We start from the raw sequence: 21,009 nt of genomic DNA on the forward strand, positions 1-21,009 counted from the left end.
GGCCTGCCTGCTGGACGGCCTTACGCAGCACGAACTCGATCTGCCCGTTCAGGCTGCGTAGATCGTCGTTCGCCCAGCGCTGAAGCGCCTCCAGCAGGGCAGGGTCGACACGAAGGAGAAACGGCTTTCGCTCGGCCACGGGACCTACTGATAGATGGTGCCCGTGTTAATCACCGGCTGGGTGTTGCGGTCGCCGCAGAGCACCACCAGCAGGTTGCTGACCATGGCCGCCTTGCGGTCCTCGTCCAGCGTGATGATCGACTTCTGCGACAGCATGTCGAGCGCCATCTCGACCATGCCGACCGCGCCTTCGACGATTTTCTGGCGGGCGGCGATGATCGCGCCGGCCTGCTGGCGTTGCAGCATGGCCGCGGCAATCTCCGGCGCGTAGGCCAGGTGGCTGATGCGCGCCTCAATCACTTCGACACCGGCCTTCACGAGGCGATCGCCAATCTCGCGCTTCAAGTGATCCGCTACCGCGCTGGTGTGGCCGCGCAGCGACACATGCGTGTCGTCATGCGCGTCGTAGGCATAGCTGGTCGCCAGGTTGCGCAGCGCCGCCTCGCTCTGCACCTTCACGTAGTGCTCGTAGTCGTCCACCTCGAACACCGCCTCGGCGGTCTCGAACACCTTCCACACCACCACGGCGGCGATTTCGATCGGGTTGCCGTCGATGTCGTTCACCTTGAGGCGCGAGCCCTCGAAATTGCGGATGCGCAGCGAGACCTTCTTCTTGGCCAGGAAGGGGTTGGCCCAGCGCAGGCCCTGTTCCTTGGCCGTGCCCTTGTAGGCGCCAAACAACTGCAGCACCTTGGCTTCGTTCGGGTTGACCATGAACAGGCCGGCCATGAAGAACGTGGCCAGGGCCATGCCGATGGCGGCGGTCACGATCTCGGGTACCGAATCCTCCCGGATGTTCATGATGAGCATCCAGAGCAGCGCGGCATCGACCAGGATGAGGGTGAGGAGCACGGGTAAACCGGGCAAACCGTTGTAGGCGCGTTCGCGGATCATGGACTTTGGTCCTCCCTGCCCCGCCATAGCTCGCGAAGCGAGCGTCGGAGGGCGGCGATGCCAATTTGATATCACTGAGATATCAGCTGTCAAGTGCCCGGGATCTCACAGGAGATCAAGAGATCAGGAGCCATTCAAAGAAATGCCTCTTGACCTCTTTACCTCCTGTTTAAACTCTTGCCCTCGCTAATCGAAGCCGATCTTCAGGTCGGCCACGAGCGGCAAGTGGTCCGACGCCATCAGCGCCAGGCGGTCGCGCGGCAGCGTGACCTTCAGGACCTCGACCTTGCCCTCGTAGTAAATGTGGTCGAGGTGCAGGATGGGGAAGAAGCCGGGATAGGTCCGGCGCCGGCTCAGGTGCTTGCTGAGGTCGATACTCTGCAGCCGCTCGGCGAGCAGGTCGGTGGCGCCCAGGTGCCGGGCCCACTCGTTGAAGTCGCCCAGCACGATCTTCGGGCCCATCACGCGGCGGTCGTGAACGAGCGTGGCCAGCCGCGCCGCCTGGTGGCGGCGCTCCAGGAGCGATGTGCCCAGGTGGACATTGTAGAAGTGCAGTGTGTCGTCTTCGAGGCCCACATCCACGCGCTGCACGCCGCGATGCTCGCAGGTCTTCCACGTGAGGTCGTACTGCACGTGGTGCCGCACGGGGAACCGGGTCAGCACGACGTTGCCAAACAAGGCCGTCCGCAGGTGGCGCGTGGGGGCCATCACCCAACCCATGCCGAGGGCTGCGCCCAGTTCCGCCGCCTGGCCGGCCTTGAGCGGGCTGGCGCCGACCACTTCCTGCAACGCCACGATGTCGGCATCAATGGCCGCCAGCACGCCGGCAATGCGCTCGAGCCGGGTGCGGCCGTCGAGCCCGCGTCCGCGATGGATGTTGTAGGTGGCGACGCGCACCGTGCGCGTGCGCTTGGGCTCGTCGGCTGGCATCAGGCTCCATCGTATCTTGATCCCTGATCCCTGATCCCTGATCCCTGATCCCTGATCCCTGTAAGCTATACCCATGGCCAAGCTGGAGAGCGAACGCGAACTGCCGTGCCCGTGCTGCGGGGCGGTGCTGACCGTCGACCTGAACCTGGGCCGTATTGTGAGCCACGAGGCGCCGGCCAATCCCGATCGCCCCGAGTTGGACCACGCCCACCGCATCCTGGCCGAGCAGGCCGCCAGGCGCGATGCCCTGTTCGCCCAGTCGTTCGAGGCGGAGAAGAACAAGGGCGATGCGCTGTCGAAGCGGTTCGAAGAAGCGCTCAAGGAAGCCAAGAAGGCGCCGGCCTCGAAGCCGCTGCGCGGGTTTGATCTCGATTAGCGATATTCGACCGGCAGCGGTTCCCACTTCTCGCGCCCGCGATAGTAGGTGGGCTTCCGATCGTTGTTGGCCTTGCGGTACGCGCGGTACTTCTTCAGCAGTTGCCGATAGCGGCGCGTCGAGCTCTTCAGCTTCTGGTGCGGCAGGTCGATCAGCATCTGCTCCACCTTCCACACGCTCTTCTCGGTGAACCGCCAATCGTAGTTCCCCATGGCCTCGGCCAGGTTCGCGACCCCAAACCCCCTCACGCGCCCGGTGTAGTCCACGTAGGCATCCATATAACTGCGCGCGAGCGCCCGTGGCGACCGGAACACCGGCTTGCGGCCGTGCAGCCCCGGGTCGCGCGACCGCGCGACCGAGCCCCAGCGGCCGTGATGCTGATAGATGAAGATGACGTGGTCGAGCCAGTCCTGGGATTCCAGGCTCATCACAAGCGGGGGATAGCCATGCTGCTCGAGCACCACCGCCGCGAACAAGGCTGCTTCCATGCAGTGAGCGCTGCGCAGCCGCGCGACCGGCCGGAAGCTGTGCTGGGTCTCGCCGCCCTGCTCGGTGTTGTAGGGCAGCGCGTTCAGCCACCGCTGCACCTTGGCCGGGGTGTTGAGCCGCGCGACGAGCGCACGCTCCGTGCGCGAGAACGCACGGTCCGTGCGCGAGAACGCACGGTCAGCGGGCGAGAACCGTCTTGAGCTCATCGACAATCGAGGCGGCGGTCCACGCGTTGCTGTCGTGGATCGACACGACGCGGCCCTGTGGATCGACCACCGCCGTTCGCAGGTTGTGGGTGATGGTGCCGTCCGGTTCGCGCATCACGTTGACGCCGAAGGTGGCGGCCAGTCGATCGACCACCTCCTCGCCGGCCGTGGCAAAGCGCCACACCGACGGGTCGGCGGAGACCTTGGCGGCATGGGCGCGCAATGCCGCCGGCGTGTCGTGGGCCGGATCGAAACTGATCGACAGCAGCCGCACCCGGCCGCGCAGGGCCGGCTCGGCCGCGACCAGCGACTGGATTTCGGCGAACCGGCGATCCATCAGCGGACAAAACTGCGGCAGCGGGCAGCGGGTGTAGATGAAGGTCATCACCAACGCGGCCTCGCGCAATTCCGACAGCGCCAGCGGCCGTCCTTCCTGATCGGTCAGGGGCGTCTCGGGCACCACGTCGCCCGGCTTCAACAGTTGCACGCCGGCCGCCGCCGGAATCTTCGTGGCCGAGCCTTCGGGAATCGGCGCCGATCCGGTCTTCACAATCGCCGACAACCACGCGAGGTCGGGCGCCACATGAAGGGTCGCCGTGATCAGGTCACCCGGCGCGCGGCCCTCCAGCAGCGCGGGGTCCTTCACCTGGTACGGCATGGTCATGGCCGGCATGAAGCCCACGATGTCTTCGTGCTTCACGAGGATCTCGTTGGTCTCGGGCCTGACGGCCAGCACCTGGCCGGTGAGCGGGTAGGTGCGGACTTCGGGCCCACGGCTGCAGCTGGCGCCGACCAGCAGGCCGGTGAAGATCAGGGACGCAAAACGAATCATCCCGACCATGATAGTCTGCGCGGGTTTCCCTTATGGCGAACGACTTTGCTTTCGAGATGGCGGCGTCCGCCGTGCGCTTTGGCGCCGGCGTCACGCGCGAAGTGGGCCCGGACCTGGCGGAGTTGGGCATCAAGCGCGCCCTCGTGATCACCGATCCGACCGTGCGCCGCCTGGCGCCGGTGCAGACGGTGCTCGAATCGCTCGACGCGGCTGGCGTCGCCTGTGCCGTCTACGACCAGGTCCGCATCGAGCCCAGCGACGAGTCGTTCCACCATGCCATCAGCTTCGCCCTCCAGCACCCCTTCGAGGCGATCGTCGCCGTCGGCGGCGGTTCGGTGATCGATACCGCCAAGGCCGTGAATCTCTACACCGTGTACCCACCCGCGGACTTTCTCGACTACGTCAATCCGCCGATCGGCAAGGGCCTGCCGGTCCCAGGTCCACTGAAGCCGCTGATGGCTATTCCGACGACGGCGGGGACGGGGAGCGAGACGACCGGCGTCAGCATTTTCGACTTGAGCCGGATGCACGCGAAGACCGGAATTGCCAGCCGTCGCCTCAAGCCCACGCTGGGCTACCTGGATCCCGACAACACCCGGACGATGCCACCCGAGGTCGCGGCGTCGAGCGGCCTCGACATCCTGAGTCACGCGATCGAGTCGTTCACGGCGCTGCCGTTCACCGGCCGTCCGCTGCCCGAACGGCCGGCCCTGCGGCCGGCGTACCAGGGCTCGAACCCAATCAGCGACGTGTGGTCGCTGCAGGCGCTCCGCATGGTCGCGCAGTACATCGTGCGCGCGGTGGACGACCCCTCAGACGATGAGGCGCGCGCCAACATGCTGCTGGCCGCGTCCTATGCCGGCGTGGGCTTCGGCAATGCGGGCGTGCACCTGCCGCACGGCATGTCGTACCCGGTGTCGGGCGGCGTGAAAGGCTACCGCGCACCGGGCTACGCCGCGGACCATCCACTGGTGCCGCACGGCATCTCGGTGATCCTGAACGCGCCGGCGGTGTTCCGCTACACGGCGCCCGCCACGCCCGAGCGGCATTTGCAGGCGGCCGCGGCGCTCGGCGTGGACGTCGCGGGCGTGAAAGGAGAGGACGCTGGGCGCGTGCTGGCCGATCGCATCACCTGGTTCATGCAGCGATTGAAGACCCCGAACGGCCTGGCCGCCCTCGGCTACTCGTCGTCTGACATCCCCGCGCTGGTTGAAGGCACGCTGCCGCAGCACCGGGTCACGAAACTGTCGCCGCGCGCGGCCGGTCCCGACGAATTGGCGCGGCTGTTCGAGGCCGCGATGGTGGCGTGGTAGGGTGCCTAGACTGTCTTCCTCATGCATCACACAGAAGCACGGAAACACGGAACCTCGTTTGGCCAAAAGAGGGCTTCGGTGATTCTGCGCTTCAGTGAGGCATTTGTGAGAGGCCCTGTCGGGTGCCAAGTTGCCACGGTGGATAAATGATTCTGGTCGGGACGAGCGGCTACAACTATCCGGAGTGGAAGGGCAGTTTCTATCCCGCCGATCTCTCAGCGTCGAAGATGCTGCCGTACTATGCCAGCAAGTTCCGCACGGTCGAGATCAACTACACCTTCTATCGCATGCCCACCTCGAAGATCGTTGCGGGGTGGGTGGCGCAGGTGCCGTCCGAGTTCCGGTTCACACTGAAGGCGCCGAAGCGGATCACACACGACAGGCGGCTGCGCGCGGCCGAGGTGGCCGACTCGCTGCGGACGTTCGTCACGGTCGCCGGCGAGCTGGGGCCGCAGCTGGCCGCGCTGCTGTTCCAATTGCCGCCTAATCTCAAGAAGGACATCGTCTTGCTGAACGAGTTCCTCTCGCTGCTGCCGCCAAAGACGACCGCGGCATTCGAGTTTCGGAACGAGTCATGGCTGGATGACGAGGTGTATGCGGCACTGACGGCGCGCAACATCGCGCTCTGTATTGCCGACAGCGAGGCGCGCCACACGCCGTCGATTGCCACGGCGGACTATGCGTACTTGCGGCTGCGGGACGAGGGCTACGGCGATGCCGAGGTCGCGCGCTGGGCCGAAACCGCCAAACGACTGGATGCCACCTGTTCCGACGTCTTCGTGTATTTCAAGCACGAGGACGAGGGCAAAGGGGCGGCGTTCGGACAGCAGATGCTCGGATTATTAACAGGAGGCTAAGAGATAAAGAGACTCTTTATCTCCTGAGCTTCTGTCAATTCGTTTTGGATGCCCAAATGATGAAGCGACTGTTTATCGTCGGTGCGGTAGTGCTGAATGCGTGTGCGCCGGCCCAACCCGCCCAACCTGCCCCACCCGCCCTGGATGTCGTCGAGCTGAGCGCGACCGACGCGCTGGCGAGAATGGCGGCGGGCGAGCTGACCTCGGTGGCGTTGACCGAGGCGTACCTCGACCGCATTGCGAAGGTTGATGATGCGGGCCCGACGTTGGGCGCCGTGATCGAGACCAACCCGCAGGCCGTGGCCGACGCGGCCACGCTTGACGGCGAGCGCAAGGCCGGGAAGCTGCGCGGCCCGTTGCACGGCATCCCGGTGCTGCTCAAGGACAACATCGATGTGGCGGGCATGGTGAATTCGGCCGGCTCCCTGGCGTTGGCCGACAACCGCCCGGCCGCCGATGCGTTTGTGGCGGCCCGTTTGCGCGCCGCCGGCGCGGTGATTCTCGGCAAGACCAACCTGAGCGAGTGGGCCAACTTCCGCTCCACGCGGTCAACGTCGGGGTGGAGTTCGCGCGGCGGGCAGACCAGGAACCCGTACGTGCTCGACCGCAATCCGTGCGGGTCGAGTTCGGGCACGGGCTCGGCCATCGCCGCCAGCCTCGCCGCGATTGGTGTCGGCACCGAGACCGACGGCAGCATCCTCTGCCCGGCGTCGGTGGCCGGGTTGGCTGGTCTCAAGCCGACGGTGGGCCTGGTCAGCCGCAACGGCATCATCCCCATCTCCATCTCGCAAGACACGGCGGGCCCCATGGCCCGCACGGTGGCGGATGTCGCGCTGCTGCTAAACGGCATGGCGGCGGTTGATGCCGCCGACCCGGCGGGACCTGCGGCCGAGGGCAGGATTGCCGCCGACTACACGACGTTCCTGAAAGCCGACGCCGTCAAGGGCAAGCGCTTTGGTGTGCTGCGGCAGACCATGGCCTTTCATCCCGACGTCGACGCGGCCATGACCAGGGCCATCGAGGCCTTGAGGGCGGCCGGGGCCGAGGTGATCGACATCAAGGTGCCGACCTACAACGACTGGAGCGACGCCGAGTTCAGCGTTCTGTTGTACGAGTTCAAGGACGGCCTCAACGAGTACTTGAAGAAGAGCGGCTCACCGCACGGCTCGCTCGAAGCGTTGATTACCTGGAACAAGGCCAACGCCGCGAAGGCAATGCCGTTCTTCGGGCAGGAGATCTTCGAGCAGGCGCAGGCCAAGGGGCCGCTGACCGAGCCTGCCTACCTCAAGGCGCGGGCCGACGCGCGGCGGCTGGCGGGCCGTGACGGCTTGCTGGCGGTGCTGGCGAAAGAGAAGCTGGATGCGGTGCTTGCGCCGACCATGTCGCCGGCGTGGCCGACCGACCATGTGCTCGGCGATCACTTCATTGGCGCCGGGTACGGCATGGCGGCGGTGGCGGGCACGCCGAGCCTGACCGTGCCGATTGGCGACAGCCACGGCCTGCCGCTCGGCATGGCCTTCATGGGCGCGGCCTACAGTGAAGGCGAGTTGATTGGGTTTGGCTACGCGCTGGAACAGGTGATGAAGGCGCGCAAGGCGCCCGAGTTCCGGCCTACGCTCGCGCCCTAGACCGGCGGCGTCGCGAACCGAACGAGAAGAGCGGCCAGCGGAAGCGGATCGTGAGCACTTTGCCAGGCGCCAGCGCCGGTTCTTCAGGCTCCGGCGGCTTGGGCGGCGCTTGCGAGGCCCTGATTTTCTCGGCTACGCGCGTGGCCAGGGCGTCGAGCACCTCGGGCGTGAAGGTGAGCACGCTTACTTCGGGGCGCGGAAAGGACATCCCCGGAGGATCGGTGGCCCGCCGGCGCTTGACCGGCAGCACCGAGTCGATGGCTTCGAGCGCCGAGTCGAGTTCCGGCTGCCAGTCGAGTGAGCTATCCTCTCCGGTCAGGTCCAGGTCGACGTCGTCCGCGAGCCGCGCTTCACGCGACTGCACCAATTCGCCCACGCCGGCATCGTCCGGCGCCTCGTCGGGCACGGGTCCCCTCATGCATGAGGATATCGGCTCGCACCCATGACGGGTGTAGGCCGGGCGCTACTTCCTGACGGCCGTGAATGTGCCCGTGGCCATGCCGCCGTAGTCGGTCTGGCCTTCGATCTTCGTTCCGTCAATCTTGCCCGTGTAAGTAATCACCAGGGGCATGCCGTTGTAGTCAACGGTGATCACCATCGTGATGTCAGTACCCTCGAGGGCCACGCTGTCGTACTTGCGCTCGCCTTGAGGGCTCTTGCCGACGGCAACCAACTTACCGGCTTCTTCCCGGACTTCCATCACCGACTTGAACTCGCCCTCTGGGGAGATGGTGGTGAGATCCCAGGTGCCGAGCGCGGGCTGCTGGGCATGCGCGGCCGAGGCGAACAGCACGAGGGCGGCGGCGACGAAGGCGACACGAAGAGTCTTCATAGTTGGGTCCTCAGGAAGTCAACGACGGTTCGTTCAGCGAAGTAGCCATCATAGCCGTTTGCGGAATTGGGCTCGACAAAGGCGCAGTGGCCACCATGAGAGGTAACGACGGTGGTGATATGTGGATTGTTCCGCACGGGCGGGGCCTCGAAGATGCCCGGCGGCACGAACGGGTCATCGGCCGCGCTCAAAATCAGCGCCGGCCGGGCCACCCGGTCGATCACGCGCATGGCGCTGGCGCGGTGGTAGTAGTCCGAGGCGCCTTGGTAGCCGTGGTGCGGCGCGGTGTAGCGATCGTCGAACGTCCGGATCGACCACACCTTCCATAACCCGTCGAGGTTGAACTGCCCGGGAAAGGTGCGTTCCTTCCGCCGCATCCGCGCCTGGAGGTTGCGGCAGAAGTTCCACTCGTAGATGCGGTTCTCGCGCCGCTCGATCGAGCGCATGCAGTCTTCGAGCTCGATCACCGGCGACACGGCGGCAAATGCCTTGACCTCTGGAAACTCGCTGCCGCCCAGTTCGCCGGCCAGCTTCATGGTGATATTGCCGCCCAACGAATACCCGGCGACAGCGAACCGCGACAGGCCATCGCGCTCGCGCAGCTCCCGCAGCACGAACAGCGGGTCGGCCGTCAGCCCGGAGTGATACAGCCCCCGCGACAGGTGCTCGGTGCCGCCGCAATTGCGCTGGTTGAGGCGGATGACGTTGAAGCCGGCGGCGAGGGCCTTGTCGGCCATGCCGCACATGTAGTGGGCGAGGCTGGAGCCTTCGAGCCCGTGCAGCATCAACAACGTTGGCGCGGCGGCGCGGTCCGGCTGCCAGTTGCAGTGGGCCAGGACGCGCGCGTCAGGCGCGACGTCGAAATACCTGGGCTCGGTGGCGGCCAGGGACCGAAAGGCGCGCTTGCGGGCCCAGGCATAGAGCGTCATCTTGTGCCCGCCGGCCCAGCGGGGAAGGGGGGAGTAGGGGCTTAGGGTGCCTACGGTGCCTAAGGTGCCAGAGGTGCCAGAGGTGCCAGAGGTGCCAAGGGTGTCGGGGGTGCCAGGGGTGCTGGGGGCGGATCTGGGCATGGGCGACTGTGAGTCATGTTCCCACGGACCGGGGCTTTCAGACTCTTGCCAAAGAAAATCGAAGGATAATTGCCGCCTAACGATCGTCACGTGAAGCTGCCCGACGAGAACGCCACCATCGGCCTGCTGCTGTGCAAGGACAAGAAAGATGCCGTCGTAAAGCTCACCCTGCCCAAGGACGCCAACATCCACGCCAGGGAATACCAGCTCTACCTGCCCTCGAAAGAGTTGCTGAAGGCCAAGCTTATCGAATGGGCGCGCGAAGAAGAGAGCAAGTGAGGCACCCAGGCAACCCTAAAGGGTTGCCTCCACCCGAGCAGTCGAAATCTGTGTAATCGGCGCCTAATCGGTGGCTGTATTTGTTCGGTGGCTGTATTCAATCCGTGGCCGTCAGGATAAAATCTGCGGCCATGAAGACGACCTCAAAGGTTGGCCTGGCCGTGCTGGTCCTGTCGGGCGCGGTCGCGGCGCAAGGGTTCCAGTATCCCGTCACGCGCACCGTGGATCACGTCGACACCTACCACGGCACGAAGGTGCCCGACCCCTATCGGTGGCTCGAAGACGACACCTCGGCCGAGACCGCGGCGTGGGTCGAGGCGCAGAACAAGGTCACGTTCGCGTACCTCGACAAGATCCCGTATCGCGCCGAGCTGACCACGCGGCTGAAGTCCCTGTTCGACTACGCCAAGTTCGGCTCGCCCTCGCGCAAGGGCGACTACTACTTCTTCTCGAAGAACGACGGCCTGCAGAACCAGAGCGTCCTCTACATCCAGAAGGGCCTTACCGGGACGCCCGAGGTGCTGATCGATCCCAACACGTGGTCGGCCGACGGGACCGTGCGGCTGACCGGCTTCTCGCCGTCCAAGGACGCCAAACTCGCCGTCTACGGCGTATCGCGCAGCGGCTCTGACTGGCAGGAATACAACGTGATGGACCTCAGCACTCGGAGAGTGCTGGAGGATAAAGTGGAGTGGGTCAAGGTCTCGAGCATGGCGTGGCGCGGCAACGGGTTCTACTACAGCCGCTATCCGCAGCCTGAAAAGGGCAAGGAACTGTCGTCGATCAACGAGAATCACCAGGTCTATTACCACCGCATCGGCACGCCGCAATCGGCCGACGAACTGGTGTTCAGCGACCCGAAGAACCCGCAGCGTTTCCACACGCTCCAGACGACGGAGGATGAACGGTTCGCCGTGCTCGACATCTCGGATCGCGGCACCGGCAAGAAGGGGAACGCGGTGTTCGTGCAAGACCTCTCCAAGCCCGGCTCGACGTTCATGCCGCTCGTCCCCGAGATTGGCGACGACAGCTACAACGTGCTCGAGAGCGTGCGTGGCGAGCTGATCGTGTTCACCGACAACAACGCGCCCAACAGCCGAGTGGTCCGCATCGATCCGGCCAACCCGGCGCCGGCCAACTGGAAGTCGATCATCGAACCCAAGGCCGACACCATCGACACGGTGCGGGTGGCGGCCGGCAAGGTGATTGCCACCTACATGAGGGACGTCGCCTCGAAGGCGTACGTCCACAATCTCGAGGGTGCGCTCGAGAACGAGATCGAACTCCCCGGCCTCGGCAGCGCCAGCGGCTTTGCCGGTAACATGGACGACACCTCGCTGTTCTACACCTACACCTCGTTCACCTACCCGACCTCGATCTTCCGCTACGACGTGGCGGCGCGGAAGAGCTCGCTGTTCCGCGCGCCTGAGATCCCCGGGCTGGACGTGAACCAGTACGAGACCAAGCAGGTGTTTGTCACGAGCAAGGACGGCGCGAAGGTGCCCATGTTCCTGGTCTACAAGAAGGGCCTGGCGCTCGACGGCCACAACCCGACGCTGATGTACGGCTACGGCGGCTTCAACATCGCCACCACGCCCGGGTTCAACTCGCTGCGCATTGCGCTGCTCGAGCAGGGCTTTGTCTACGCCAGCGTCAACATGCGCGGCGGCAGCGAATACGGCGAAGCCTGGCATGACGCGGGCACCAAGCTGAAGAAGCAGAACGTGTTCGACGACTTCATCGCCGCGGCCGAGTGGCTGATCGCCAACAAATACACCTCGCCGGCCAGGCTGGCGGCGCAGGGCGGCTCGAACGGCGGCCTGCTGGTGGGCGCCGTCATCAACCAGCGCCCCGAGCTGTTCCGTGCCGCCATTCCACAGGTCGGCGTCATGGACATGCTGCGCTTCCACAAGTTCACGATTGGCTGGAACTGGATTGCGGACTACGGCTCGAGCGACAACGCCGAGGAGTTCAAGGCGCTCCACGCTTACTCGCCGCTGCACAACATCAAGCCCGGCGGCAAGTATCCGGCGACGCTCATCACTACTGCCGATCATGACGACCGCGTGGTGCCGGCGCACTCGTTCAAGTACGCGGCGACGCTGCAGAAGCACGCCAGTCCCGACCGGCCGGCGCTGATCCGCATCGACACCAAGTCGGGTCACGGCGCCAGCAACGTGACCAAGCAGATCGAGGCGACCGCTGACATCTACGCGTTCCTGATGTACAACCTCGGTGTTACCCCGAGGTTCTGACGGGGGGCACTCCTTGACGGGAGGGCGCTCCTTGACGGGATCGTGCTCGATGTCGGGAGGAAATGCTTGTCATTCAATCCCGACGAGCAGTACCCTCCCGACAGGAAGTGCCCTCCCGACAAGCATCCCGCTCCCGGCAGGCTCGCGAAGAGGATTCGAAATGAGATCACTGAAACACTTGTTCGTAGTGGCGGCGCTGGTGGCGCTGCCGATTGGGACGTCAACGGCTTTCGCGCAACCGTCGAAGTTGCCGGCGTACAAGGCGGAAGCGGCCAAGGGCGTGGACGAGATGGCCAAGCTCGCGCAGGAGATGGTCGATTCGGTGTTCAGCTTTGGCGAGCTCGGGTTCCAGGAGTATGAGACGTCGAAGTACCTGACCGGACAGCTCGAGAAGTACGGCTTCACCGTGGAGCGCGGCGTCGCGGGCATTCCGACCGCGTGGGTCGCGAAGTGGGGATCGGGCAAGCCGGTGATTGCCCTGGGCTCCGACATCGACGGCATCCCGCAGGCCTCGCAGAAGCCGGGCGTGGCCTATCCCGATCCGATCCTGGCGGGTGCGCCGGGCCATGGCGAGGGGCACAACACGGGGATGCCGCTCAACATCATCGCGGCGATCGCGGTGAAGCGGATCATGGAGCGCGACAAGCTGCCCGGCACGATCATGCTGTGGCCCGGGGTGGCCGAGGAACAGCTCGCCACCAAAGCCTGGTACGTCCGCGACGGCATCTTCAAGGACGTGGACGTCGTCTTGTTCACGCACGTCGGCAACAACCTCGGGGTGTCGTGGGGACCGGGTGGCGGCACCGGGATGGTGTCGGTCGAATACACGTTCGAGGGCGAAACCGCGCATAGCGCCGGCGCGCCGTGGCGCGGCCGCTCGGCGCTCGACGCCGTCGAGTTGATGAGCGTCGGCTGGAATTACCGTCGCGAGCACCTGCGGCTGTCGCACCGGTCCCACCAGGTGATCACCAACGGCGGCGACCAGCCCAACGTGGTGCCGCGCAACGCCAGCATCTGGTTCTATTTCCGCGAGATCGACCAGCCCAATATCCAGGCGCTGTGGGAGATTGGCGACAAGATGGCTGAAGGCGCGGCGCTCATGACCAACACCAAGTGGAGCTCGCGCATTCTCGGCGCCGCGTATCCACAGCACATGAACAAGGTCGTCGCCGAGACGATGTACGAGAACATGAAGACGGTGGGCCTGCCGACCTGGAGCGACGCCGACCAGACACTGGCCAAGGCGCTGCAGAAGGAACTTGGCAACGCCGAGCAGCCCGGCCTGGCGACGAAGCTCGAAGAGCTCGGTGTGCCGAACCCGGACCGGGTCAACACCGGCGGCGGCTCCGACGACATTGGCGACGTGTCGTGGAACTACCCGACGGTGACGCTGCGGTTCCCGTCGAATATTCCCGGCCTGCCGGGGCATAACTGGTCCAGTGCCATTGCCAGCGCCACGCCGATCGCGCACAAGGGCGTGGTGGCCGGCGCCAAGGCGCAGGCCATGACCGTGCTCGACCTGCTGACGCGGCCCGAACTGGTGAAGGGCGCGTGGGACTACTTCAACAATGTCCAGACCAAGGACGTGAAGTACATCCCGTTCATCAAGGCCGACACCAAGCCCGCCATTCACCTGAACAAGGCGATTCTCGACAAGTACCGGGAGCAGATGAAGCCGTACTACTACGACCCGACCAAGTTCCCGACCTACCTCGATCAGCTTGGTATCAAGTACCCGACCGTTCGCCAGCAGTAGATCAACAGGAGATCAGGAGGTCAGGAGAACTGGGAGTCTTGATTGAAGGGCTCCTGGATCTCCTGAACTCCTGTTCGTGTTTTACCGGAGGAGTTCGAATGAAGTCCGTTCGTTTCATCGCAGTCGTGGCGCTCGTCGCGTCGCTTGGCAGTAATGCGTACGCTCAGCAGGGGGAGGCGAGGCTCGCCGCCCAGAAGGCCGACGCCGTCAAGGGCGTCGACGAAATGGCCAAGCTGGCGCAGGAGATGGTCGACTCGGTGTTCAGCTTCGGCGAGCTGGGCTTCCAGGAGGTCGAGACCTCGAAGTACCTGACCGCGCAGCTCGAGAAGTTCGGCTTCACGGTTGAGCGCGGCGTGTCGGGCATTCCCACGGCCTGGGTCGCGCGCTGGGGTTCGGGCAAGCCGGTGATTGCGCTCGGCTCCGACATCGACGGCATCCCGCAGTCGTCGCAGAAGCCGGGCGTCGCGTACTACGATCCGATCGTCGACGGCGCGCCCGGGCACGGCGAGGGCCACAACACCGGCATGCCGCTCAACATCATCGCGGCGATCGCGGTGAAGCGCATCATGGAACGCGACAAGCTGCCCGGCACGCTGGTCCTCTGGCCCGGCGTCGCCGAAGAACTGGTCGCGTCGAAGGCCTGGTTCGTGCGCGACGGCCTGTTTAAGGACGTGGACGTCAACCTGTTCACGCACGTCGGCGGCAACCTGGGCGTCGGCTGGGGCCAGCAGGGCGGCACCGGCCTGGTCTCGGTCGAGTACACCTTCGAGGGTGAGACGGCGCACAGCGCCGGCGCGCCGTGGCGTGGCCGCTCGGCGCTCGATGCCGTCGAGCTGATGAGCGTGGGCTGGAACTACCGCCGCGAGCACCTGCGGCTGTCGCACCGTTCGCACCAGGTGATCACCAACGGCGGCGACCAGCCGAACGTGGTGCCGCGCAACGCCAGCATCTGGTTCTACTTCCGCGAGATCGACCAGCCAAACATCAAGGCGCTGTGGGACATCGGCAACAACATGGCCGACGGTGCGGCGCTGATGACCAACACCAAGTGGACCTCGCGCATTCTTGGCACTGCCTATCCGCGCCACTTCAACAAGGTGGTCGCCGAAACGATGTACGCGAACATTCAGGCAGTCGGCCTGCCGACGTGGAGCGATGCCGACCAGGCGCTGGCGAAGGGGCTGCAGAAGGAACTGGGCAACGCCGAGCAGCCCGGGCTGGCCGTGAAGCTGGGCGAGATGGGCGGCCCCACGCCGCTCGAGCGCAACACCGGCGGCGGCTCGGACGACATCGGCGACATATCCTGGAACATGCCGACGGTGACCCTGAGCTACCCGTCGAACATCCCCGGCCTGCCCGGCCACAACTGGTCGAGCGGCATCGCGAGCGCCACGCCGATTGCGCACAAGGGCGTGGTGGCCGGCGCCAAGGCGCAGGCCATGACGATCCTGGATTTGCTGACGAAGCCGGAACTGGTCAAGCAGGCGTGGGAGTACTTCAATACGGTGCAGACGAAGGACCACAAGTACGTGCCCTTCATCGAGAAGGACACCCCGCCGCCGACGCACCTGAACAAGGCGATTCTCGACCAGTACCGCGAGAAGATGCGCCCGTTCTACTACGACCCGACGAAGTTCCCGACCTACCTGGATCAGTTGGGGATTAAGTACCCGACGCTCCGCCAGTAGAAACGAACAGGAGAGTAGGAGATCAGGAGTCTTTGATTAAAAGGCTCCTGGTCTTGATCTCCTGTTGCTCTTAGACGCCGGTCTTCAAATACTTCGCCACGGCCCCGACGAGCCGATCGATTTCTTCGGGGCTGTTGTAGAAATGCGGTGAGGCACGCAGGCCGCCCCGATCGCCGCTGCCGCGCCCGGCGGTGCCGATCTTGTCCTGCTCATACAACGCCTGTCCCAGCCGCGCCGAGTTCAGCGAACCCGCCTGGAACGACACCACCGCCGCGTTCAGCGCGGGATTGGGTGAGGTCCACACCTTGACCTCCGGCAGCTTCGACAGCCCGGCGATCAGCTGGTTCGCCAGTGCCCGCGATCGTTGTTCGATGGCGGCGCGGCCGACCTTGGTCTGGAACTCCAGCGCCTCGCGAAACGCGATCATCGTCGCTTCATCGCGCTGGCCGAATCCCTCGAACGTGCGCGAGATGCCGACGGCGCCGGAGTAGGCGCTGTAGATCGACGGCCAGATCTGCTGGTGGGCGCGGGCGTTGATGTATAACACGCCGCATTCGCGGGCGCCGCAGGGCCACTTGTGGGCGCTGCCCGTGTAGAAGTCGGGCGAGATGTCGGCCAGGTTCACGTCGAGCAGCCCGAACGACTGCGCGCCGTCCACCAGCGACAGGATGCCGCGCTCGCGGGCCAGCGCGCAGAGTTCCTTGGCGGGGAAGAGGTCGCCCACCGAGCTCGACAGATGCGTGAAGGTCAGGATCTTCGTTCGTGGCGTGATCGCCTTGGTGTAGGCGGCGAGGTAGTGCTCCATGCCGGGATGGGGATTCACCTGCGGAATGGTGATCACCGTGAAGCCGAACCGCTTCGCCTTCTCCGTCCACGCGTTCAGGTTGCTCGGGTGGTTGTCGGCAAAGATGATGACCTCGTCGCCGGCCTTCAAGTCGAGGCCGCTCGAGATCATGTTGTTGGATTCACTGGTGTTGCGGGTGATCACGATCTCTTCCGGCGTCGCCCGGAGGAACGTCGCCAGGGCCTTGCGAAGGTTCTCCTTCTCACCATTCAGCCGCGCGCGGTTCTGTGCCGAGGGATCGCGATCGACGCTGTCGCTTTCACGCTTGAGCGCTTCGAGCACCGGCCGCGAGGCAGGGCACAGGTTGGCGGCGTTCAGCACCCCGAGGTCGGGTGGCATCACGAACTGGCCGCGGACCGACTTCCAGAAAGCTTCGCCGGTACCCGCGGTGGCGGGATTGAAGGCCGCGGCTTGCGGGGCCGCTTTCGCCCAGGCCGGATCGGCGAACAGGGCAGCCGAGCCACCGATAGCAAACAAGCGGGCGAAGTCGCGACGGGTCACTGATGCGGTCATGCGCCGCAGATTACACCCTCGGGCCACGGAAATACAGCCACAGATTCGACACCGATTAGGCACAGATCAAGAAAAGGCTATTTCCCAATCTGGGTTTAATCTGTGGCTCATCTGTGGCTGCCCTACATCGGTGGCCGTTCGTCGCCGGATGGCCCGTAGAGGGAGGGGATCTTGACGCCCAGCATCCGCAGGTAGACCGTCATCTGCCCGCGATGGTGGACCATGTGGTTGAGCACGAACGCGCGCAGCACCGACGCCTTTGGCATGGTGAACACTTCCTGGCCGCCGGCCTTCAGCTTCCAGGGCGCGTCGAACTCGCCGTCGGTTTTGTTGACCAGGTTGGCGCGGGCGGTCTTGAGATGGGCGTCGAACATCGCCAGGACTTCCGCGCGCGTGGCCGGCGACTTATAGTCGGCCGGCCGCGGCGTCGTCATGTCGAGCTCGCTTAGGGCCATCGTCGTGGTGGCCCACAGCGGCATTTCGGTGAGGTGCTCGGCCAAGCGGCCAAGCGTCATGCTGGTCGGGTGCGGCCGCCAGTCGAACTGGTCGGGCACGCGGTCCAGCACCTTGCGGGTCTGGCCCATCTCGCGGTCGAACTCGGGAAGCAGCACATCGATCAGCGGCATCCCGACATTCTAGCGTGCGCTACTGCCTCGGCTTGGCCTTCTCGAACTTCTTCTCGAACTGCTTGGCGAACCCCTTCTCGAAGTCCTTGCTGAACGACTCCGAGAATTCTTTTTCGAACGTCTTGCCGAAGTCTTCCCACTTCGCTTCCCATTCCGAGAAGTCGAAATCGTACTCGAAGAGCGTGTCCCACTCGACGCCGTCCCAGCCGGGCGGCTTGGGCGGCTTGGGTGCCGGGGTGGGACTGGGCACCCCCGGGAGCGCCGGTGGCGCGGGTGGCGCCGGCCAGCCCATGCGGCGGCGCTGGCGTTCGTCGCTCTTGCTGACGATGGTCTTGCGCGCCAGCACGATGTCGCCGTTGAACGACTGCGTCTCGATGCGCGCGCTGCCGTTGCCGAGCGTGAAGTTGAACCGCTTGCTGCCGCTGCGCGGCGTCTGGCCTTCGGGCAGCTGAATGGGGAAGTCGGCCGAGAAGTCGCCCTGGAACGTGCGCACGAAGACGGTCGCGTTGGTGGCACCGCCGAGGCCCACCCGAATGTCGCCGCCGTGCGTCGTCAGGCGATACACGCCGTTGTCGCGGATCGTGCCGTTGAACGTCACGTCGCCGTTCACCGTCGAGGCCTCGAGGTTCGAGGTCTGCGCATTGTCGATGACGATGTCGCCGTTGGTGGTTTCGGCGGTGATTTCGCCGGTGACATTGGTGACGCGAATGCCTTCGTTGACCGTGGTGGCCTGCACGCGGCCGCTGGCCTTGTCGATGGTGATGATCCCTTCAACCGAGCGGACGGTGACCGAGCCGGTGCCGCCGGTGATGCGGGCGTTGCCGTGCACGGTTTCGACCGTCACCTCCGCGGTGGTGCCGTCAATGGTCGCGTCGAGATAGGTGCCCGACAGGTTGACCGGCATCCACTTCGGTACCGTGATCTGGTAATCGACGAGTCCCGACGGCCCGCGCGTTGAGCGCGCGCGGACGCGCAGGGTCAGGTCGGTGGTTTCGGCGGTGATGGTGTCGCGCTGGCCGTGCGTGGCCTGGATGCGGACCTTGTCCTGGTCCCACGTCCGCACGACCACTTCGCCGGCGTTGTTGCTGAGCACCAGGCGCGTGCCCTTGACGGCATCCACGGTCTGGTCAGACTTGGGCGAACTGTCCGGCCCGCCGGGGCGGGCCTGGATCGGCTGCTGGGTGTCGCCGGCCGCTTCGAGCGGCTGGGCAAGCGACGGCGCCGCGCTCGAGAGCATGAGGGCGGCGGCGAGGATCGACAAACCGAACGGTTTGTCGCCACGAAAGAAGAATCGCTTCATCGGTCAGTTTCCTCCAACGGACGCAAGGGTCGTGGCATGACGCAGCAGGTCGAGCTTTCGCCGCCGGGCGTCGGCCAAATGAGAATTGAGGTAGGCGTTTGCGGGGTCGTCGTCGAGCGCCATCCGCGCTTCCTGGATTGCCAGGTCGATCGTCTTCAGGTTGCGTTCGATCACGAGCACCGTCCGCGGATCGAGGCGGTCGCGTTCGTCGCGGAGAATCTGCTCGAGGTCAAAGACCGCCGCGTCGAACTGGGCGTCGGCGAAGTTGGCGTTGACGATGCCGCCTTCGACTTCGCCGGTAACTTCGCTCTCGGCGATCACGGTCGGCTGCGCATCGGCCGGCGTCACGGGCCGGTTGGCCGCCAGCCACGTCAGACCCGAGGCAACGGCCATCAGCAGCGACGCGGCCAGCGCCAGTTGCGGCAACGTGAACGACAGCTGCGTTCGCCGCGGTGCCGCGGTGGCCAGCCGCGCCGACACGCCCGGCCACAGGTCCTGCGCCGGCGCCTCGTCGCGCCACTGGCCGATGGCCTGCGACAGGATGTCGTCGGCGCCGAGCGGTTCGTGGTCGTGTTCTCCGAACTGTCGTGGTTCGTTCATAATTCTTGTCTATCCGGCTAAAGCCGGATGCTACATCTGCGCCCATGTGGCGTCCGGCTTTAGCCGGACCGTTCCTACGCTTCCTTGCGCAACAGCACCCGCAACGTTTGCCGGGCGCGATGCAGTTGCGACTTCGAGGTTCCCGACGACACACCGAGAATGTCGCCAATCTCCTCGTGCTTGTAGCCCTCGACGTCGTGCAGCACGAACACCGTCCGGGCGCCGTGCGGTAACTGCTCGATCGCCGCCTGCAGGTCCATGCTCAGGTCCAGGTGTTTCGTCCGCACCGCGGGCGAAATCTCGAGCACGGCCTCGCTGTCGGCGAGAAACCGCTCGCGGGCGGTGCCGAGCGTGCGGAACCGCTCGATGATCACGTTCACCGCCAGGCGGTGCAGCCAGGTCCCGAAACTCGACTCGCCGCGAAACAGGGCGAGCTTCTGCCACGCGCGGACAAACACGTCCTGCGTCAGCTCGTCGGCTGCGTCGGGTCCGGCCATGCGCCGCGCCAGGTTGAAAATGCGCGGCAGATGGGCCCGGTATACCCGCTCGAAAGCCGCCGCATCCCCTTGGGTCGCAAGGACTACGTCGTCCACCGGCACTAGCTTGGATGATAGGGGAGAGTGAAGGGTTGGAAGGGGCGAGGACGCCGGGTTCAATTTTCGAGCACGGAAATCGGCCGAAAATTGAACCCGGCGTCTTTTTACTGGGGCTTCGTAAACTCGACCTTCGGCGCGACTTTCGCCTCCGGGGGCGCTTCAAACAGCTTGTAGTCGTCCTTGAACCCGAAAATTCCGGCCGTGATGTTGGCCGGGAACTGCCGGCGGGCCGTGTTGTAGGCCTGGATCGCCTCGTTGTAGCGCATGCGCTCCACGGCGATTCGATTCTCGGTGCCTGCCAGCTCGTCCATCAGCCGGGCGAAGGTGGCGTCGGACTTGAGTATCGGGTAGTTCTCCACGACCACCAGCAATCGGGCCAGCGCCGAGCCTTGCTCGTTGGCCGCCGCCATCTTCTGGTCGGGGGTGGTCGCGCCGGCCAGCTTGGCCCGCGAGTCGGCAATCGCCTGGAAGACGTCCTTCTCCTGCTGGGCGAAGCCCTTCGTCGTTTCCACCAGGTTGGGAATCAGGTCGTTGCGGCGCTGGAGCTGGTTCTCGACCTGCGCCCACTGCGTCTTGATGGCCTCTTCCTGGCTGACGAACCGGTTGTAGGAACAGCCCGACGTCGCCACCCCCGCACCGACAAGGGCCACCACCACGAGCATTCGCTTCAGACTCTTCATAGCTACCTTTCTATCAGATCACGCGAAACAGCAGACCAAGAGAAAACAGGAGATGAGGAGTTAAGGAGCTAAACCTTGAACTCCCGATCTCTTGATCTCCTGTGAGGACTACCAGCCGGCGCCGCCGCCCCCGCCGCCCGAGCGGCCGCCGCCGAACCCGCCGCCAAACCCGCCACCGAAACCGCCGCCAAATCCACCGCCGCCGCCCCAGCTGCCACCGCCGCCAAAGCCGCCGCCGAAGGGGCCGACGCCGCTGACCCAACGGTTGCCTCGGCGGATGCCGCGCCGCCCGCCGCCACCTCCCATCATGTTGAGGAAGATGATG

21 protein-coding genes and 1 pseudogene are annotated in these 21,009 nt (G+C 65.2%); 8 read left to right on the forward strand and 14 right to left on the reverse strand.

All coding sequences use genetic code 11. The features are described from left to right. Nucleotides 1-144: 144 nt before the first annotated feature. Together Q8T13_06150 and Q8T13_06155 are read right to left on the reverse strand one after the other, a co-directional pair. The gene (locus tag Q8T13_06150; GenBank protein ID MDP3717333.1) at nt 145-1,014 is read right to left on the reverse strand and encodes an SPFH domain-containing protein; all 870 of its coding nucleotides are present in this window, start codon (nt 1,012-1,014) and stop codon (nt 145-147) included. A gap of 186 nt (nt 1,015-1,200) precedes the next feature. Continuing rightward, nucleotides 1,201-1,944 carry an endonuclease/exonuclease/phosphatase family protein gene (locus Q8T13_06155; protein MDP3717334.1) on the reverse strand — a complete coding sequence of 248 codons (744 nt, stop codon included), beginning with the start codon at nt 1,942-1,944 and terminating at the stop codon, nt 1,201-1,203. Nucleotides 1,945-2,017: 73 nt separating this feature from the next. Here Q8T13_06155 and Q8T13_06160 point away from each other — a divergent pair, with 73 nt between their 5' ends. Further along, a complete protein-coding gene (locus Q8T13_06160) occupies nt 2,018-2,320 on the forward strand; it encodes a hypothetical protein (protein MDP3717335.1) in 303 nt (100 codons plus the stop codon). On the opposite strand, the gene Q8T13_06165 is transcribed toward Q8T13_06160, so the two are convergent. Both Q8T13_06165 and Q8T13_06170 read right to left on the reverse strand, forming a co-directional pair. Continuing rightward, entirely contained in the window at nt 2,317-3,015 is a 699-nt protein-coding gene (locus tag Q8T13_06165; protein MDP3717336.1) for a hypothetical protein, read from the reverse strand. The two genes, Q8T13_06160 and Q8T13_06165, sit on opposite strands and share 4 nt — an antisense overlap. Next, the gene (locus tag Q8T13_06170; GenBank protein ID MDP3717337.1) at nt 2,987-3,847 is read right to left on the reverse strand and encodes an SCO family protein; all 861 of its coding nucleotides are present in this window, start codon (nt 3,845-3,847) and stop codon (nt 2,987-2,989) included. Before Q8T13_06170 ends, Q8T13_06165 begins: the two co-directional genes overlap by 29 nt. Before the next feature lie 32 nt (nt 3,848-3,879). On the opposite strand from Q8T13_06170, the gene Q8T13_06175 reads away from it, so the two are divergent. The 3 genes from Q8T13_06175 to Q8T13_06185 all read left to right on the forward strand — a co-directional run bounded on the left by Q8T13_06175 (nt 3,880) and on the right by Q8T13_06185 (nt 7,645). Continuing rightward, nucleotides 3,880-5,160, forward strand: a complete 1,281-nt coding sequence (locus Q8T13_06175; protein ID MDP3717338.1) for a hydroxyacid-oxoacid transhydrogenase — start codon at nt 3,880-3,882, stop codon at nt 5,158-5,160. 146 nt (nt 5,161-5,306) lie between these two features. Then, nucleotides 5,307-6,017, forward strand: a complete 711-nt coding sequence (locus tag Q8T13_06180; GenBank protein MDP3717339.1) for a DUF72 domain-containing protein — start codon at nt 5,307-5,309, stop codon at nt 6,015-6,017. 59 nt (nt 6,018-6,076) lie between these two features. Further along, a complete protein-coding gene (locus tag Q8T13_06185; GenBank protein MDP3717340.1) occupies nt 6,077-7,645 on the forward strand; it encodes an amidase in 1,569 nt (522 codons plus the stop codon). Here the strand turns inward: Q8T13_06185 and Q8T13_06190 are convergent. The 3 genes from Q8T13_06190 to Q8T13_06200 are packed head-to-tail and all read right to left on the reverse strand — an operon-like array spanning nt 7,629 to nt 9,547. Continuing rightward, nucleotides 7,629-8,063 (reverse strand): hypothetical protein, encoded by a 435-nt coding sequence (locus tag Q8T13_06190; protein MDP3717341.1) that lies wholly within the window; start codon nt 8,061-8,063, stop codon nt 7,629-7,631. The genes Q8T13_06185 and Q8T13_06190 overlap by 17 nt on opposite strands. Nucleotides 8,064-8,108: 45 nt before the next feature. Further along, nucleotides 8,109-8,477: a hypothetical protein gene (locus Q8T13_06195; protein ID MDP3717342.1), complete on the reverse strand. Its 369-nt coding sequence runs from the start codon at nt 8,475-8,477 to the stop codon at nt 8,109-8,111. Next, nucleotides 8,474-9,547, reverse strand: a complete 1,074-nt coding sequence (locus tag Q8T13_06200) for an alpha/beta fold hydrolase (protein ID MDP3717343.1) — start codon at nt 9,545-9,547, stop codon at nt 8,474-8,476. Before Q8T13_06200 ends, Q8T13_06195 begins: the two co-directional genes overlap by 4 nt. Before the next feature lie 81 nt (nt 9,548-9,628). Between Q8T13_06200 and Q8T13_06205 the strand changes: the two are divergent. From Q8T13_06205 to Q8T13_06220, 4 genes and pseudogenes are all read left to right on the forward strand, one after another. After that, nucleotides 9,629-9,826 (forward strand): annotated as a pseudogene (locus Q8T13_06205) (DUF1016 domain-containing protein). Between the two features lie 131 nt (nt 9,827-9,957). After that, nucleotides 9,958-12,081: a prolyl oligopeptidase family serine peptidase gene (locus Q8T13_06210; GenBank protein ID MDP3717344.1), complete on the forward strand. Its 2,124-nt coding sequence runs from the start codon at nt 9,958-9,960 to the stop codon at nt 12,079-12,081. A 160-nt stretch (nt 12,082-12,241) separates the two neighbouring features. Continuing rightward, the gene (locus Q8T13_06215) at nt 12,242-13,837 is read left to right on the forward strand and encodes an amidohydrolase (GenBank protein MDP3717345.1); all 1,596 of its coding nucleotides are present in this window, start codon (nt 12,242-12,244) and stop codon (nt 13,835-13,837) included. A gap of 98 nt (nt 13,838-13,935) precedes the next feature. Then, the gene (locus Q8T13_06220; protein MDP3717346.1) at nt 13,936-15,525 is read left to right on the forward strand and encodes an amidohydrolase; all 1,590 of its coding nucleotides are present in this window, start codon (nt 13,936-13,938) and stop codon (nt 15,523-15,525) included. A gap of 70 nt (nt 15,526-15,595) precedes the next feature. Here Q8T13_06220 and Q8T13_06225 read toward each other — a convergent pair whose 3' ends face one another. From Q8T13_06225 to Q8T13_06255, 7 genes are all read right to left on the reverse strand, one after another. Beyond that, complete coding sequence (locus tag Q8T13_06225; protein MDP3717347.1) at nt 15,596-16,882, reverse strand: aminotransferase class V-fold PLP-dependent enzyme; 1,287 nt, start codon at nt 16,880-16,882, stop codon at nt 15,596-15,598. A gap of 122 nt (nt 16,883-17,004) precedes the next feature. Next, nucleotides 17,005-17,508, reverse strand: coding sequence for a DinB family protein (locus Q8T13_06230; GenBank protein MDP3717348.1), 504 nt, complete (start codon nt 17,506-17,508; stop codon nt 17,005-17,007). 19 nt (nt 17,509-17,527) lie between these two features. Continuing rightward, entirely contained in the window at nt 17,528-18,808 is a 1,281-nt protein-coding gene (locus Q8T13_06235; protein MDP3717349.1) for a DUF4097 family beta strand repeat-containing protein, read from the reverse strand. Between the two features lie 3 nt (nt 18,809-18,811). Beyond that, complete coding sequence (locus Q8T13_06240; GenBank protein ID MDP3717350.1) at nt 18,812-19,408, reverse strand: hypothetical protein; 597 nt, start codon at nt 19,406-19,408, stop codon at nt 18,812-18,814. A gap of 74 nt (nt 19,409-19,482) precedes the next feature. Further along, nucleotides 19,483-20,001, reverse strand: coding sequence for an RNA polymerase sigma factor (locus tag Q8T13_06245; GenBank protein MDP3717351.1), 519 nt, complete (start codon nt 19,999-20,001; stop codon nt 19,483-19,485). A gap of 107 nt (nt 20,002-20,108) precedes the next feature. Beyond that, complete coding sequence (locus tag Q8T13_06250) at nt 20,109-20,684, reverse strand: LemA family protein (protein MDP3717352.1); 576 nt, start codon at nt 20,682-20,684, stop codon at nt 20,109-20,111. Nucleotides 20,685-20,792: 108 nt separating this feature from the next. After that, nucleotides 20,793-21,009 (reverse strand): hypothetical protein (locus Q8T13_06255; GenBank protein MDP3717353.1); only part of this gene is annotated, 217 nt, incomplete at its 5' end.

It is taken from the genome of Acidobacteriota bacterium (genome assembly GCA_030697165.1).
Classification (GTDB): Bacteria; Acidobacteriota; Vicinamibacteria; order Vicinamibacterales; family UBA2999; genus 12-FULL-67-14b.